The organism is Phascolarctobacterium succinatutens CAG:287 (assembly GCF_000434895.1).
GTDB lineage: Bacteria > Bacillota > Negativicutes > Acidaminococcales > Acidaminococcaceae > Phascolarctobacterium_A > Phascolarctobacterium_A succinatutens_A.
Map to the genome: position 1 here is coordinate 16,932 of NZ_FR892787.1, position 15,885 is coordinate 32,816.

15 protein-coding genes are annotated in these 15,885 nt (G+C 51.5%); 10 read left to right on the plus strand and 5 right to left on the minus strand.

What is annotated here, in order from left to right; all coding sequences use genetic code 11:
• Positions 1-980: dihydroxy-acid dehydratase domain-containing protein (locus tag BN587_RS11855; RefSeq protein ID WP_044484268.1), on the minus strand; the 980-nt coding region annotated here is incomplete at its 3' end.
• Between the two features lie 585 nt (positions 981-1,565).
• Here BN587_RS11855 and BN587_RS04700 point away from each other — a divergent pair.
• Positions 1,566-2,510, plus strand: coding sequence for a nitronate monooxygenase (locus tag BN587_RS04700; RefSeq protein WP_021719992.1), 945 nt, complete (start codon positions 1,566-1,568; stop codon positions 2,508-2,510).
• A gap of 78 nt (positions 2,511-2,588) precedes the next feature.
• On the opposite strand, the gene BN587_RS04705 is transcribed toward BN587_RS04700, so the two are convergent.
• Positions 2,589-3,998, minus strand: a complete 1,410-nt coding sequence (locus BN587_RS04705; RefSeq protein ID WP_021719993.1) for a PLP-dependent aminotransferase family protein — start codon at positions 3,996-3,998, stop codon at positions 2,589-2,591.
• 149 nt (positions 3,999-4,147) lie between these two features.
• Here BN587_RS04705 and BN587_RS04710 point away from each other — a divergent pair, with 149 nt between their 5' ends.
• Entirely contained in the window at positions 4,148-5,635 is a 1,488-nt protein-coding gene (locus BN587_RS04710) for an aldehyde dehydrogenase family protein (protein ID WP_021719994.1), read from the plus strand.
• An 85-nt stretch (positions 5,636-5,720) separates the two neighbouring features.
• Here BN587_RS04710 and BN587_RS11370 read toward each other — a convergent pair whose 3' ends face one another.
• The 3 genes from BN587_RS11370 to BN587_RS11375 all read right to left on the minus strand — a co-directional run bounded on the left by BN587_RS11370 (position 5,721) and on the right by BN587_RS11375 (position 7,746).
• The gene (locus BN587_RS11370; protein ID WP_021719995.1) at positions 5,721-6,473 is read right to left on the minus strand and encodes a pentapeptide repeat-containing protein; all 753 of its coding nucleotides are present in this window, start codon (positions 6,471-6,473) and stop codon (positions 5,721-5,723) included.
• Positions 6,466-7,185 (minus strand): HAD family hydrolase, encoded by a 720-nt coding sequence (locus BN587_RS04720; protein ID WP_021719996.1) that lies wholly within the window; start codon positions 7,183-7,185, stop codon positions 6,466-6,468. The genes BN587_RS11370 and BN587_RS04720 overlap by 8 nt, the downstream gene beginning before the upstream one ends.
• A 78-nt stretch (positions 7,186-7,263) precedes the next feature.
• Positions 7,264-7,746, minus strand: coding sequence for an S-adenosylmethionine decarboxylase family protein (locus BN587_RS11375; protein WP_021719997.1), 483 nt, complete (start codon positions 7,744-7,746; stop codon positions 7,264-7,266).
• 209 nt (positions 7,747-7,955) lie between these two features.
• Between BN587_RS11375 and recD2 the strand changes: the two genes are divergently transcribed.
• The 8 genes from recD2 (at position 7,956) to BN587_RS04765 (ending at position 15,720) form a co-directional block, all read left to right on the plus strand.
• Entirely contained in the window at positions 7,956-10,121 is a 2,166-nt protein-coding gene (recD2, locus tag BN587_RS04730) for an SF1B family DNA helicase RecD2 (protein WP_021719998.1), read from the plus strand.
• Positions 10,121-10,846, plus strand: a complete 726-nt coding sequence (locus BN587_RS04735) for a ComF family protein (RefSeq protein WP_021719999.1) — start codon at positions 10,121-10,123, stop codon at positions 10,844-10,846. Before recD2 ends, BN587_RS04735 begins: the two co-directional genes overlap by 1 nt.
• A gap of 10 nt (positions 10,847-10,856) precedes the next feature.
• Positions 10,857-11,381: an SLC13 family permease gene (locus BN587_RS04740; RefSeq protein WP_049897173.1), complete on the plus strand. Its 525-nt coding sequence runs from the start codon at positions 10,857-10,859 to the stop codon at positions 11,379-11,381.
• Positions 11,372-11,989, plus strand: coding sequence for an SLC13 family permease (locus BN587_RS04745; protein WP_021720001.1), 618 nt, complete (start codon positions 11,372-11,374; stop codon positions 11,987-11,989). Before BN587_RS04740 ends, BN587_RS04745 begins: the two co-directional genes overlap by 10 nt.
• Before the next feature lie 144 nt (positions 11,990-12,133).
• Positions 12,134-12,673 carry a hypothetical protein gene (locus BN587_RS04750; RefSeq protein ID WP_021720002.1) on the plus strand — a complete coding sequence of 180 codons (540 nt, stop codon included), beginning with the start codon at positions 12,134-12,136 and terminating at the stop codon, positions 12,671-12,673.
• An 18-nt stretch (positions 12,674-12,691) separates the two neighbouring features.
• A complete protein-coding gene (locus BN587_RS04755) occupies positions 12,692-13,273 on the plus strand; it encodes a biotin transporter BioY (protein WP_044484282.1) in 582 nt (193 codons plus the stop codon).
• 81 nt (positions 13,274-13,354) lie between these two features.
• Positions 13,355-14,491: a thiolase family protein gene (locus tag BN587_RS04760; RefSeq protein ID WP_021720004.1), complete on the plus strand. Its 1,137-nt coding sequence runs from the start codon at positions 13,355-13,357 to the stop codon at positions 14,489-14,491.
• 5 nt (positions 14,492-14,496) lie between these two features.
• Positions 14,497-15,720, plus strand: coding sequence for an AMP-binding protein (locus BN587_RS04765; RefSeq protein WP_021720005.1), 1,224 nt, complete (start codon positions 14,497-14,499; stop codon positions 15,718-15,720).
• Positions 15,721-15,885: the final 165 nt, after the last annotated feature.

The following is a 15,885-nucleotide window of genomic DNA, read 5'->3' on the forward strand; positions in this document are numbered from 1 at the left end:
TCGTGCATTACGGCGGGAATGCCGCCGGCTTCGTTCAAATCAACGATGTGGTGGCTGCCGCCCGGGCTCATCTTAGTGAGGTACGGAGTTTTCTTGGAGATTTTATCGAACAGCTCCAGCGGCAGGTCGATGCCTGCTTCGTGAGCGATAGCCGGCAGATGCAGCGCGGTGTTGGAGCTGCCGCCGATGGCCATGTCAACAGTAATAGCGTTCTTGAAGGCGTTGAGCGTCATGATGTCGCGAGGCAGAACGTTTTCCTCCAGCAGACGCATAACAGCCATGCCTGCATGCTTAGCCAAAGCAATACGCTTGCCGTTGTAAGCAGCGGGGATAGTGCCGTTGCCGGGCAGGCCCATGCCAAGAACCTCAGTCAGGCAGTTCATGGTATTTGCAGTGAACAGACCGGAGCAGCTGCCGCAGCCGGGGCAGGCACAATGCTCGATTTCTCTGAGCTCTGCTTTATCAATCTGACCGGACTCAAAACGGCCGGCAGCTTCAAATACAGTAGATACGCTGATATCTTTGCCCTGGTAACGACCAGGCAGCATCGGACCGCCGCTGACAACAACGGTCGGGATGTTCAGACGAGCTGCTGCCATCAGCATACCAGGAACAATTTTATCACAGTTCGGAATCAGGATTAAGCCGTCAAACGCATGGCCGTTAGCAACAGCTTCGATGCTGTCCGCAACCAGCTCACGGCTTGCCAGCGGATATTTCATACCGTCATGGCCCATGGCGATGCCATCGCAGATGCCGATAGCCGGGAACTCAATCGGAGTACCGCCAGCTTCCAGCACGCCGTATTTGGCTGCCTTAGCGATGGTATCCAGATGCATATGTCCCGGAATGATTTCGTTAGCGGCACAGCAGATGCCGATTAACGGTTTCTTTAATTCTTCTTCAGTATAACCCATTGCATAGAACAGAGAGCGATGGGCTGCGCGGGTTGAACCTTTTTTTACTTGTGTACTGCGCATGTTTCTTTGACCTCTTTCCCTTAAGTAATAACTACTACCGTACTGGCTGCTGATAAAGCACCGTATACATCATCAGGCCGCCTCGACGTACAAGGAGTACGCCATCGACGACCTTCTTCGTCTCCGGCACTTTCTGAACAGCCTGCGTGGAATAAACTTAGCAAGTTGCTGATAAAGCATCGTATACATCAAGTTTTCTCGACGCACTAGGAGTACGCCATCGACGACCTTCTTCGTCTTCGGTACTTTCTGAGCAGCCTGCGTGGAATTAACGTAGCAAGCTGCTGATAAAGCACCATATACATCAAGTCGCCTTGACCTTAATGCTTTTTATTGCAGCCAATACGGTTAAAAATAAAAAACAACAATCCTGAAGTCTTTCAGGGTACTCATAAAATTTTACAATTTTTATAGCCTGATGTCAAATTTTATGGACAAAAAACTACAATTAAGTGTAAGCTTGCACCTTAAAACTGCATCTTAGTTACATTCTTTACAAACTTGGTAAAGTTTAAAAATAATTCACGATTACTGCGTGGAGAATAGTATATAATAGGCGTGTAAAATTGTTGCGAGGTGATTATCATGAAAACTAAATTAACTGAGCTCTTAGGTATAAAATATCCTGTTATCCAGGGTGGTATGGCGTGGACGAGTGACGCTGTGCTGGCTGCAGCAGTTTCCAACGCCGGTGGTGCCGGTATCATCGGCAGCGGCGGCCGCACTGTGGAATGGACACGTGACGAGGTGCGCAAGGCAAAATCTCTGACCGACAAGCCCTTCGGCGTTAACGTTATGCTGATGGCTCCTAACATTGCGGAAATCATTGCCATGCTGTGCGAGGAAAAGGTAGCCTTTGTTACCTTGGGTGCAGGCAACCCGATACCGCATATTCCTGCTTTTCATGCTGCAGGCATCAAGGTTATTCCGGTAGTGCCTAATGTTAAGCTGGCAAAGCGCATTGAAGCTGCAGGCGCTGACGCTATGGTTATTGAAGGTATGGAGGCCGGTGGTCACATCGGCAAGCAGACTACTATGGCGCTGATGGAAAACGTACTGCCGCAGATTAAATCTGTTCCGGTGCTTGTTGCAGGCGGTATCAGCGACGGTCGTGCGCTGGCTGCGGCTTTGCTGATGGGTGCTGCAGGTGTGCAGATGGGCAGCCGTTTCCTGCTGACTGAGGAATGCCCAGCAAATCCTGCTGCTAAGGAAGCCATTGTCAAAGCAACCGATACTGACAGCGTAGCAACCGGTTACAGTCGTAATCTTGGTGTACGCTGCCTGGCGAACGCTTTTACCGATGCGTATACTGCCCGCGAAATTGCTGGTGCTCCCAAAGAAGAGCTGATGGCGATGGGTACAGGCACCAACCGTAGAGGTCTGGTAGAAGGCGACGTTACCAACGGCACTGTTATGTGCGGTCAGAGCCTGAACGTGCTGAATGATATTCTGCCCTGCAAGGATGTTATGGAGCGTATTATTGCCGAAGCCAAAGAGGCTATTGCCAACGTACAGAAAATCGAGCTGTAAAAATTAAAGCAAAAAGCATGCATTGCTGTAAGAAGCGGTGCATGCTTTTTTACTATATTTCATCTGGTCTGTAATTATTCAGCTTATCTGGTTGCATTCGGGGAACAGGCTGCTTAATCGTTCTATTACCGCGGCAATTTTATCTGCCTCGATGGCAGCGTAATTGATAACGAGCGTGCAGCCGTTATTTTCTTCGGTGTTATGACTGTAATCGGAATAGAAGGAAAGGCACATATCTGCTGCCAGTGCTGCCTTGCGCACTTCTGCTTCCGTCAGTTTGGTGTTGATATGCAGTACAAAATGTGTACCGGCGTTGCGTTCGATTATTTTTGAAACAGTGGCCAGCGGCGAGGAGTGGATGGCTGCCAGAATTTTGTGGCGCTGCTCGCGGTAGTAGTTTTTCATTTTGTTGATATGACGTTCAAAATAGCCTTCGGAAATGAAGCGTGCCAGCGTGTACTGCTCAAAGCTGGATACGGTGCAGCTGTAAAAGCTCATGGTCTGCTCATAGCGCTCCAAAAGACGCGGCGGCAGCACCATATAGCTGATGCGCAGCGATGGCACCAGACTTTTGGAGAAGGTGTTCATGTAGATGACACGGCTTTGCGTATCCTGCGCATACAGCGGTAGGATGAAGCGACCGGTGTAACGGAATTCGCTGTCGTAATCATCTTCAATGATATAGCGCTTGCGGATGCGGTTAACCCATTCAAACAGCTCCAGTCTGCGCGTTACTGGCATGACAATGCCGGTGGGGAAGTGGTTGGCGGGGGAAAGATGCACTACGTCGGCACCGCTTTCCTCCAGCTTGTCAATCATCAGACCGTTGTCGTCAATAGGAATATATTTCCAAGGGTTGCCGAAGCTGGCGGAGATGGAGGCAAATTTTTTGTAGCCTGGCTCTTCAATCGCGAAGGTGCAGGCGTGGCCGAACATCTGCAGCAGGCGGCCGTAAAGATATTCCGTACCGGCGCCGATGATTATCTGCGATGGGTCAACCTCCATAGCGCGGTTGTGTGCCAAGTAGGCGGCAATAGCCTTGCGCAGCTCGTAAACGCCTTTGTAGGGAACAGTTTTGAGCAGCTCTTCGTTGTGTACGGAAAGCGTTTCGCGCATCAATCGTGTCCAGGTCGCCAACGGAAAGTTTTGCAGGCTGATGCGATTGGCCTTGAAGTCGGCAAAGTATTCGCGCTCCGCTGCCTCCGGCAGCATTGCTGCGGCAGCTTTGCGGCGCACGCGGTAGCTGCTGACGTCCTCTACGAAGTAGCCTTTTTTTTCGCGCGAGGTGATGTAGCCTTCTACCGCCAGCTGGGCGTAGGCGTTGGCAACGGTGATGATGCCCACGCTCAGATGCTGTGCCAGCATGCGCTTGGAGGGCAGGCGTTCTCCTGCCTGCAGCCTGCCGCTGATGATATCCTGACGGATGCATTGGTATAAGTAATCATAGAGCGGTGTGCTGCCGCGTTTATCTAAGTCATATGTTAACATAGGTGTTGTTTCTCCTTGGTTCTAAAATATTTTTGCTTTTTGATTCTTTTAATAGAACCATTTTGATTATACAATAGTGACATCGCAAAAACAAGTCCCGTCACAACGGCGTGAAGGGCAAGAGCCAAATGAGGAGGATTATCATTATTATGGAAAAAGTAAAATTACAAGCACAATATGGTTTATATATTAACGGACAGTGGCGCAACGCATCCGACGGCGCAACCTATAATGCAGAAAGCCCTGCAGACGGCAGCCATCTGGCAGTTTGCGCTCAGGGCAGCCGCGAGGATGTAGAGGCAGCATCCGCAGCAGCCTGGGAAGCCTTCAAAACCTGGAAAAAGACTACTCCGGCACAGCGTGCCGCTCTGCTGAATAAAATTGCTGATATTATTGATGCTAACAAAGAGCATCTGGCAATGGTAGAAAGCATGGATAACGGCAAGCCAATTCGCGAAACCATGAATGTTGATATTCCGATGGCGGCAGAGCATTTCCGTTATTTTGCTGGCTGCATTCTGGCTGAGGAAGGTCAGGCTTCCGTACTTAACGAGCAGTTCCTGTCCATCATCCTGCGTGAGCCTATCGGCGTAGTTGGTCAGATTATCCCTTGGAACTTCCCGTTCCTGATGGCAGCGTGGAAGCTGGCGCCGGTGCTGGCAGCAGGCGACTGCACTGTGCTGAAGCCTTCTAAGGAAGCAAGCCTTTCCATTCTGGAATTTGCCCGTCTGATTGACGGCGTACTGCCTGCAGGTGTTTTCAATGTTATTACCGGCGCCGGCAGCAAAACCGGTCAATATATGCTGGAGCATAAGGGCTTTGCCAAGCTGGCCTTCACCGGCAGCACCGAGGTTGGCCGCAACGTAGGCCTGGCTGCGGCAGAACGCATCATCCCGGCAACATTGGAGCTGGGCGGTAAGAGTGCCAATATTTATTTCGATGACTGCGATTTTGAGCAGGCGATTGACGGCGCTCAGCTTGGTATTCTCTTTAACCAAGGTCAGGTATGCTGTGCAGGCAGCCGTATCTTCGTGCAGGATACCATTTATGATAAATTCGTACCGGCCTTAGTCAAAGCCTTCAACAAGGTTAAGGTGGGCCTGCCGTGGCATGATGATACGCAGATGGGTTCTCAGATTAACGAAACCCAGATTAAGAAAATCCTGAGCTATGTGGAAATTGCTAAGCAGGAGGGCGCTACTATTGCCTGCGGCGGTGAACGCTTTACCGAGGGCGAGTTGGCTAAGGGTGCTTTTATGAAACCGACTCTGATTACCAATGTAACCAATGATATGCGTGTAGCACAGGAGGAAATCTTCGGACCTGTTGCCGTAGTTATCAAATTCCACGATGAGGACGAGGTTGTGGCTATGGCTAATGACAGCGAATACGGCCTCGGCGGCGCTGTTTGGACTAAGGATATCAACAAGGCTATCCGTGTAGCACGCAACGTGGAAACAGGCCGTATGTGGGTGAACACCTACAACCAGATTCCGGAGCATTCTCCCTTTGGCGGCTACAAAACCTCCGGTATCGGCCGTGAAACTCACAAGATGATTTTGAACCACTATACACAAGTGAAAAATATTATGATTAATCTCAGTTATGCTCCTTCTGGGTTTTATCCTCAGGACTGACGATTAATAAACAGGATTATTCCTGATTAGTTGCGCAAAAAAAGCTCCGGCGGTTGCCGGAGCTTTTTTGCTGAGTGGGTTATATTTATTTATCCAATTTTGCATTATCCATAAATGCTGTGCCGAACTGAGTATAGTTCATGTCCGCACCGCGCAGGTCGGCGTATTCCAAAACTGCCTTATCCAGCAATGCCTTATCCAGCTTGCTGTTGTTCAAATTGCTGTGGCCCAGCTTGCTGCTGCGCAGGTCTGCTTCCGTCAGGTCGCTGCGCTCCAGATGGGCGCTGTACAGGTTAGCGCCATGAAAAACTGCGTTTTTCAGGCTGGCACGGCGCAGCCAGCTGTAGGGCAGGTTGGCAAAGCTGAAGTCGGCATAGTCGGCCTGTACGCCGTCCATAGAAGCCTCCTGCGCTTTGATCTGCTGCAACTTAGCGTTCAGCAGATGTGCGCCACGCAGCTGGCAGCGGTTAAGATATGCTCCCTGCAGGCTGGCGTTGGTAAAATCACTGCCGGAGGCATTGGCATAGCGGAAGTTGGCATATGCCAGATTGGCACCGCGCAGACTGGCGTTGGGCAGCAGTGCGCTCTGGAAGCAGGCATCCTGCAGCTTGGCTTTATCCAGCTTGGTAGCATCCAGACGTGCTTCCGTAAAATCGGTGTTGGTAAAATCGCGGCCGGATAAATCCATTCCCGATAAATCGGCACCGGAAAGGTCGCCGCCGGGGCAGCTTGCTCCGTTCAGTACCGCGTTTAAATCACTGTTGCTGTAGGCAAAAGCTGTGCTGCTGATGCCGATAGCCAGAAGCGTAAACAAAGTCTTGAAAATATTTTTACGCATTTTGGCCTCCTGCATAGTTTTCTGCTTCGTCCAGCAGAAGCTCCAGCTGTTTGGGATTGTCCGGCAGACAGTCGATAATCTTCCAAGGCTTAACCTCGGCAAAATCCTCAGGCTTATAGCCGGAGCCTTCCAAAATAATCAGGCAGGGTGCGCCGATGGCATTGGCACAGCGCACGTCGTTAGGTGTATCGCCGATAAAAATAAGCTCGTTGGGCTTGGCCTGCTCGTTTTGCATATACAGGCGGTGGAAGGCAACCTTAGCCAGCATTTCGCGGTTTTCGCTGATTTCGCCGAAGACGCTGTGTTCATGGTTAAAATATTGGTCCAAACCGAAATGCTGCAGCTTGAGATGGGCGCCGGTGCTGGTGTTGCCGGTAAGCAGGCAGTTGCAGTAACGGCTATCAGACTGGCAAAAATATTCCAGCGTTTTTTGGACATTCTTCAAAACACGTCCCTTGTGCAGCGGCAGCTGCTTGGGCAGCTCCATATGGTAGCGGATAAGCAGGCCTGCTGCTTCCGCGCTGTTGCAGCGTCCGCGCAGACGGGTAACAACGCTTTTGATGATATCCGAGTCAGTGCGTCCTGCCAGGGACTTGTTGAAATCGAAGGCATCGAGAAAATAATAATCCTTGATAACCTTAATCATGGCATCCTTGCCGGCACCGCCGGACAGAATGAGGGTGCCGTCTACATCCCACATTAAATATTTCATGTGTAAAATCTCCTTTGATTTAAGAAAAAACAGGGGCTGTTCATACAACCCCTGGAAAAGTTTATCTTATAGTCCCGTTTAGATGCCACGGGGCTTGAGCATCATTTTTTTCAGTTGAGCGCCGACGTTTTTGGTAACGTTCTGAGTACGGCGGATGAACTTGATGTTGGAGCGGTGGTTAGGCTTCATATCGTATTTGCTGCCGAAATCACCGCGGTCCAGCAGGGTGATTTTAGCCTTGTCGCAATCAAAGGCGCTGCGCAGATAGCGTGCCATGCCCGCAGGGTCGGCATCGTCATAGCAGCTGAAAATATCCGCTGCAATAAAACCGAGCTTAGGATATACATGCAGAGTTACATGGCCTTGCTTGCAAAGTGCGGAGATGGAATATTCGCTTTGGCCTTCTTCCTGACAAACAAGCAGCTCGCGGCTGTTCATTCGGTATTCATCGCAGCCTTCCTGCAACAGAATCTTTGCCTTTTCGGTGTCGTTAACTTCGTTTACGCCGCAGTTATACATATCTATGGCTATTAATTTTCCTGTAAATTTCTTAGGTTGCATGTGTAAAACTCCTCATATTTATAATTACAATAATACAAAGCCGGTTCTGGCGCAGGGCGCTGATTTGCCGGAAACAATATATAGTGCATATCTTATTCAATTATAGCGAAAATTATAATACTTGTAAAGTCAAATTGCTATCCTAATTGAGAAAACTATGTTATAATAATAGCTATAGTTAAACATTTGTTTTGTGTGGCGGTGAGAAAATGGAAAAGCTGGAAGCGATAGTTGATGATATAGTGTTTCAAAGCGATGACGGCATGTTCAGCGTGCTGCGTATGGAAAGCAAGGCGCAGGGACGCTTTACTGCTGTTTATCATGGCAATGCGCCGTATATGGGCGAAAATGTGGCTATGGAGGGCAGTTGGATTGAGCATGCGAGATTCGGCAGACAATTTGATATACAGTCACTGCAGGTTTTGCAGCCGACTTCGGTAGCAGGCATTGAACGCTTTCTGGCTTCCGGCGCGGTGAAGGGTGTAGGGCCGGTGACGGCGGCAAGAATTGTCGAAGCCTTCGGAACGGATACGCTGGAAATTTTAGGTACCTATCCCGAACGTCTGGCACAGGTGCGCGGCATCAGCGCCAAAAAGGCTGCCGCTATTGGTGAATCGTACAGCCAGCTTTCAGGCCTGCGCGAGCTGATGGTGTTCTTGGAGGCGCACGGCGTGAGCAGTGGTTACGCAGCCCGCCTGCAGGCAACCTACGGCGCTACGGCGATTACCCGCATTAAGGAAAATCCCTACAGCCTGGCGGAGGATATTACCGGCATCGGGTTTAAAACTGCGGACAGAATTGCTATGGCTATGGGCATGGAGCATGACTGCGAGGCACGCTTGCGCGCAGGCATTGCTTATGCGCTGACGCAGGCCGCAGGCGTAGGACACACCTGTGTGCCGGAGGAGCTGCTGGTGCGTGAAACGGCAAGAGCATTGGCGGTAGACACTTCCATGGTGCAGGATGTTTTCAGCAGCCTGCTGGAGCAGGATTTACTGCGCACGGAGGAAATGGGCGGTATACGCCTGATATATCCGGAATATCTGTATACGGCGGAGGTGCAGACCGCACGCCGCCTGCTGAAGCTGCGCGACCAGGCGAAGCCGGTGACGCGCGTGAATGCGGATGAGGTTATTGCCAAATGGGAGCGTGATGCCGGTATTACTCTGGCAGAGGCGCAGCGTCAGGCAATTTATGCTTCGCTGGAGCATGGTGTCTTTGTGCTCACCGGCGGTCCCGGTACAGGTAAAACAACTGTTGTCAAAGGCATTCTGAACGTGCTGGAGCAGGCTGGCTGCCGCATTCTGCTGGCCGCGCCTACCGGACGCGCCGCACGCAGACTGGCGGATTCTGCCGGTCATCCTGCGGCAACGGTACATCGTCTGCTGGAATATCAGCCTACGGGTGACGGCCTGTGCTTCGGCAAGGATGACAGCGATCCGCTGGATGCGGAAGCGATTATTATCGACGAGGCTTCAATGCTCGATATTACTCTGACGTATCATCTGCTTAAGGCAATTCCCGGCGGCTGCCGTCTGATTTTCGTCGGTGACGTGGACCAGCTGCCGTCCGTGGGTGCAGGCTCGGTGCTCAAGGATATGATACGTTCGGATAAGATGCCTGTTGTACGTCTGGAAAATGTTTTCCGTCAGGCAGAGGTCAGCCCGATTGTCCGCAATGCCCATAAGATTAACCGTGGGCAGATGCCGGAGTTTCTTGCCGGTGCCGACAGCGAGTTTGCGCTGGAGGAGTTTGCCAACGAGCAGGATGCTGCGGAATTTGTAGCACGTACCTATGCCCAGCTTACGTCCGGCGGTGACTGGCGCAGGGTGCAGGTGCTGACGCCTATGCATAAGAATCCCTGCGGCGTGCAGAATCTGAATAAGCTGCTGCAGAAATATCTTAATCCGCCGTCTGCGGCTAAGCCTGAGGTAAACATACCGGGTAATGTACTGCGTGTTGGTGACAAGGTTATGCAGATTCGCAATAACTATGAAAAGGACGTTTTCAACGGCGATATCGGCCGTGTAATTAAAATAGACGGAAAAAATGTTACGGTAGCCTTTCCGGAGCGTCCGGAGGGAGATTACGTTACTTACGCTCAGGGTGAGGTGGAGGAGCTGCAGCTGGCCTACGCTATGAGTGTGCATAAGTCGCAGGGCAGCGAATATCCCTACGTTATTTTGCTCATGGTGCAGAGCCATTACATTATGCTGCAGCGCAACCTGCTGTATACGGCTGTGACCAGAGCTAAGGAAAAGGTGCTGATTGTCGGCAGCAAAAACGCGGTGCGTACCGCTGTGGAAAATGACAAAACGAAGCGGCGTTACAGCCTGCTGGCTGAGCGTCTGCAGGAAAGCAGCGAGGTGTTCTGATGCAGCGTTGGTTAAGAGATTTTTCTTATTACGGGCGTGTGGCGAAGGAGCTTATCTTTCCCAGACGCTGCGCTGTGTGTGCGACTAATATTGATAACGGCTATGTCTGCGAGCAGTGCCGCAAGGAATATCTGCTGCAGCGTCAGTTGCCCTGCTGTCCGCGTGAGGAATATCTGGCGGGACAGGCAGCACCGTTGCCGACGGATGTTCTGTACAGTGCGTTGCTGCTTTATAAATATGAGGGCGTTTTTAAGGATGCGCTGCACAAAATTAAATTTGAGGGTGAGGCAGGCTGGCTGCCGCTGCTGCGTGAGGAAGCGGAGCTTGCTCTGCCTTCGGCCAAAATGCGCTGGCTGCAGCAGTTTGACCTTATTACCTGCGTACCGACTGCGCCTGAGCGACGCAGGCAGCGTGGCTTTGACGTGCCTCAGGAGCTGTTTGCGGGCCTCTTGGAGGGACGCAGCGTTGGCATGGAGGTTTTGCTGGAGCGGGTGCGCCATACGGAGCCCTTGTACGAGCTGAAGCCTGAAGAAAGAAAGCAGGAGCTGGCAGGCTGCTTTGCCATGCTGCCGCATACCAAGGTGCGCGGCAAACATGTACTGCTCTGTGACGATATCTATACTACGGGCAGCACCTTTGCGGAAGCGGCACAGGTGCTGCTGGACGCAGGTGCGGCGCGCGTATCGGCGCTGGCACTGTGCGCGGCGCAGGCTAATTGGGAGTGACCTTTTGTTGATGCAAAAAATAAAGAATTATTGGCGGCGTGAGCCTGTTTTGTGCATAGCGGTTATTTTGGCTGCCGTAAGCAGCCTTTACAGCAGGCCGCAGCTTGCCTATATAGATTTTGACGTGTTGGCGATACTGCTTTCGCTGATGCTGGTGGTAGCGGAGCTGAAGGAGATACGCTTTCTGGACTGGCTGGCGGTGGAGCTGCTGAACAAATGCCGCAGTAAGCGTCAGCTGGAGCTGGTGCTGCTGGCAGTTACCTATGTCAGCTCGATGTTCGTGACGAATGACGTGGCTTTGCTGACCTTTGTGCCGTTGGCGCTGGTTATAGGCAAAACCTTAAAAATGGATATGGAGCGGATTATTATTCTGCAGACGCTGGCTGCCAATCTCGGCAGTATGCTGACGCCGCCCGGTAATCCGCAGAATTTGTTTTTATACGCGCATTATGCTTATACCGCCGGCAGCTTTTTCGCCGTAATGGCTGGGGCGGGGGGAAATTTGTTTGTGGAGTTTCTTCCGGTGTGGGAATAATTTCGTTGGCGTATTTACTGCTGTTGTTATTTCATGGCAAGGACAGCGTGCTGAAGCTGGAGCTGCCTAAGCTGCAGCAGCCTCCTAAGGGAATATTGTTCCTCTTTTTAGGACTGCTTTTATTAAACATCGGCGCTGTGCTGCATTGGTTCGACAAGCTGTGGGCCTTGCTGCTGACAGCAGGTGTAGTGGCCTTGTGCGACAGGCGACGGCTGCTGGCGGTAGATTACAGTCTGCTCGTGACCTTTGCCGGTTTCTTTGTATTCATCGGCAACATCAGCCACAGTCCTGCGGTAAGCTATTTGCAGCAGTCGCTGATGGGCAGTGCGGCAGGCACATATTTAACCGGACTGCTGGCCAGCCAGTTCCTCAGCAATGTGCCGGCGGCTATGCTGTTGGCAGGCTTGACCAAGGAAGCAGACGCGCTGCTTTTGGGTGTTAACATCGGCGGTCTGGGGACGATGATTGCTTCGATGGCGAGCGTTATTTCCTATAAACTTTATGCTGCAGAGCATCCTTCGCAGGCAGGGAAGTATGTACGAACTTTTTTGTACTACAATTTTCTGGGCCTGCTGCTGATAGGAGGAGCGGTTTACTTCCTTCTGTGAGCGGGGAAATGCTTTGCGGCATTTCTTTTAGCGTAATGGTAAACCAATAGTATGTAATAAGTTGACTATTTACATCACTTGCATTATAATAAAGCACGTGAAGCAGATAACGATAAGCTGCTTAGATGAAAGGAAAATGCAAAAATGTTAGAGCTTGCACATAAGCTGGCGGACAGTGATGCCAAATTCTTCGGCGGCTGGGTGCTGGCAGGAGCAGAGGCACATATTCATCAGCCGGCAGAGGCTATGGCGAATCAGGTGCTGCTGGCAAAGGAACGCAAATCAATCATCCGTGTAGCGGGAACTGCGGCAGACGGCAGTTTGGCTAAGGAGCTGCGGGTATTTTTGGTGCTGCCTAAGCATAAATTAGGCACGAAGCCGCTGGAGCCCGAGGCGATTAAGGGCGATTTGCTGACAAAGCACACCTTTACAACACAGGAAATAGCAGACTATGTTGCCTATACCGGTGACGAAAACGTCATCCATAAGGGTGAGCATCCCATCGTGCCGGGGCTGTGCATGGCTGCCTGGCTGCAGCGTGAGCTGGCGCTGACAGAGCTGGACTGGCGCATCAGCTTCCTTGCTCCTGTTTACGCAGACGACGAGCTGTGTATCTACAGGACAGAAGGTCAGCTTGCTGCTTATGTGGGAGCAATAAATGTTTTTGTGATTAAAGAATTATAGTAAGGCTGGTGTATGGAAATGACAACTTCTGGTACAGAAATCAATAAGAATCATAGAGGAGCAAGTGTCAACAAGACTGCGGAAATGACGAGAATGGCGCTGATGGTAGCAATGAACTGCGTATCCGCTTATATCATTATTCCGCTGCCTTTTTCGCTTTCTCCGATTGCATTGCAGACTTTGATTGTAAATCTTACAGGCTATGTGCTGAACGCTAAGCAGGCCTTTATGACCATGCTGGTTTATCTTTTGGTAGGTTTGGCAGGCGTGCCGGTATTTACTGGTGGCAGTGCGGGACCGGGCAAGCTGTTTGGTCCTACCGGCGGTTACATCATCGGCTTTTTGTTTACTGCTGTGTTCCTGGCATATTTCAGAGGCGAAAAATACAGCTTTAAGCGTTATGCATTGCTTGGCTGCGTTATCGGTATTCCGCTGATTTATGTGTTCGGCGTTGTACAGCTGAAGCTGATTACAGGTATGGGCTGGGATAAGGCAATTATGACCGGCGCATTGCCCTTCATTCCGCTGGATATTGTTAAATGCTTGGCTGCTGCCGTAATTGCCTATCCAATTAACCGTATTTTTGCCAACAACAGGTAAATAGGGTATAATTTAAGAGCTGTCAGCTATTTGCCGGAAGGCAGGTGGCAGGCAGCTTTTTTCGGATATAGAGGTGTTAAGATGGAAAATGCATATATTTTAGGTGGCCTGCGCAGCTACGTGGGCGTAGTCAACGGTATGTATCGTCATATCCCGGCGGAGGTGCTGGGTGCGGAGGTGCTTAAGCAGGTGATGGAAAAATATCAGCTGCGCGAGCCCGATTATATTATTGCTGGCAACGGTGTGGGCGCCGGCGGCAATATTGCGCGCCTGATGGCATTGACCGCAGGCGTAGATATTTCGGTGCCGGCCTTTACGGTAGATGTGCAATGCGGCAGCGGCCTAGAAAGCATTGCTGTTGCCGCAGCAAAGATTAACAGCGGCGAGGCTGATGTAATTATTGCCGGTGGCTTTGAAAGCAGCTCTACGCAGCCAAGACGCGGCTATAATCCCAATCACCCGGATTATGCAGGCGACGACTGGTACAGCGTAGCCAAGTTTATGCCGGGAATTCACCGCGAAACGGTAATGCTGGAGGGTGCGGAGCTTGCTGCCAAGCGCGAAGGCATTACCAAAGAGGAAATGGACAGCTGGGTGCTGCGCAGCCATGCGCTCGCGACGCAGGCGCGCGAGCAGGGGCTGCTGCAGAATATTATCGCGCCGGTCTGCGGTGCCGTTAAGGATGAAGGTATCAGACCGCGCATGAGCCAGCGTCTGCTCGACAGAATGCCCAAGGTGCTGGAGGGTGGCGAATTTATTACGGCGGCCAATTCCTGCCTGATTAACGATGGTGCGGCCTTTGTAGTGCTGTGCTCGCAAAAATATCTGCAGGAGCACGGCTTAAAGCCGCAGGCCAGGGTGCTGGGCAGCACAGCCTGCGGCGGTGATCCCCTGGTAAGTCCGCGTACTGCAATTACCGCGCTGCAAAAGCTGCTGGCCAAGCATGGCCTGCAGGAGCAGGATATCGCAGACTTTGAACTGAATGAAGCCTTCGCTGTAATTGATGTGCTGTTTGCCCGCAGCTTTCCGCATAGCACTGATAAATATAATGTGTTCGGCGGGGCGTTGGCCTATGGTCATCCTTATGGTGCCAGCGGCGGCATAATTACGCTGCACCTGCTGGAAGCACTGCGCCAGAAGGGCGGACACTACGGCGCCGCAAGCGTAGCTGCCGCAGGCGGCGTAGGAACGGCGCTGCTGCTGGAAAGAGTGGAGTGAAGCAAATGGATTACTTGACCTTAATAGCACAGCAAAAACAGGATAAGCTCGCTCTTGTGGAGGATGAAGAAGAATATACCTATGCAAGACTGGCGCAGGAGGCGCGCAGGCTGCGCAGTAAAGCGGATTTTAGCGCTCCGACGGTTTTTATCCACGAAAGCAGTATTGCCCGTCAGTTGATTGCCTTTTTGGCCTACAGCGGAACAAAAACTGTGCCGGTTATTGCTACCGAAGTGAGCAAAAAGCAACAGTTCAGTTGCGAGGCTATTCCGCAAGCGGCCTGCATGGGCGTTATGACCAGCGGCAGCACCGGCAAAAGCAAGCTGTTGTGGCGCAGCTATCATAGCTGGGCGGACTTTTTCCCGGAGCAGAACCGTGTCTTCGGCGTTGATGAGCAGACAGTAATTTTTTGTCAGGGAAGCTTGGCCTTTACCGGCAACCTTAATATTTATATGGGCGTGCTGGCGGCAGGCGGTACGCTGGCAGTGACGCAGCGCTTCCGTCCGCGCCATTGGCTGCAGCTGATGCAGCGCTATGCGGTGAACGCAATCTACCTGATTCCGTCCAAGCTGCTGCTGCTGCCTAAGTTTCTGCGCGAGCCTGATTTGCGTGTGCGCAGTATCATCAGCGGCTCGCAGAGCATGGGCAGGCAGGAGGCGGACAAGCTGCTGCAGGTGTTCCCCAATGCTGATATCACGCTGTACTACGGCGCCAGCGAGCTGAATTACATTACCTACATCAAGGCCGAAGAAATGACGGATGACCGCACGCTTATCGGACGTCCGTTCAAGGGCGTGCAGGTGAACGTTTGTAATGAAGAAATTTTCATTGATACGCCTTATCATGTAGAGGAAATTTCGTTGCCGTTTTCCCTGAAGGACAGGGGGCAGCTGGATGCGGAAGGTCGCCTGCACTTTTTGGGGCGCACGGATGATATTGTGAGCGTCAACGGACGCAAGGTTTCTGCAGTCAAGGTGTGCACCGCGCTGACCGAGCTGGAGGGCGTTGAGGAGGCTGCAGTAATCTGCCGTCATGTGGACGATGCCGATGCGCTTATTGCTTTTGTGGGGGCGGCACGCGAGTACGGCAAGCAGGAGCTGGTTAAGCTGCTGCGGCAAACCTTAGAGGATTATGAGCTGCCCAAGCAGTTTGTTTTTATGGAGCAGCTGCCGCATAATGAAAGCGGTAAGGTGGATAAATTGGCGCTGAAAAAATTGTACTTAGAGTGATTTTGGAGATATAAAATAAACCGTCGTCGGAATTTGCCGGATTGCAGGTTCTGACGGCGGTTTTTGTGTTTAAGTTTAATAAAATGTTCCGCTTACTTTTTTAGGGTAGGCGGGGCATTTTCCTTTCCTATAAAAGGAGGCTGCCGCACTTTTGTACGACAGCCC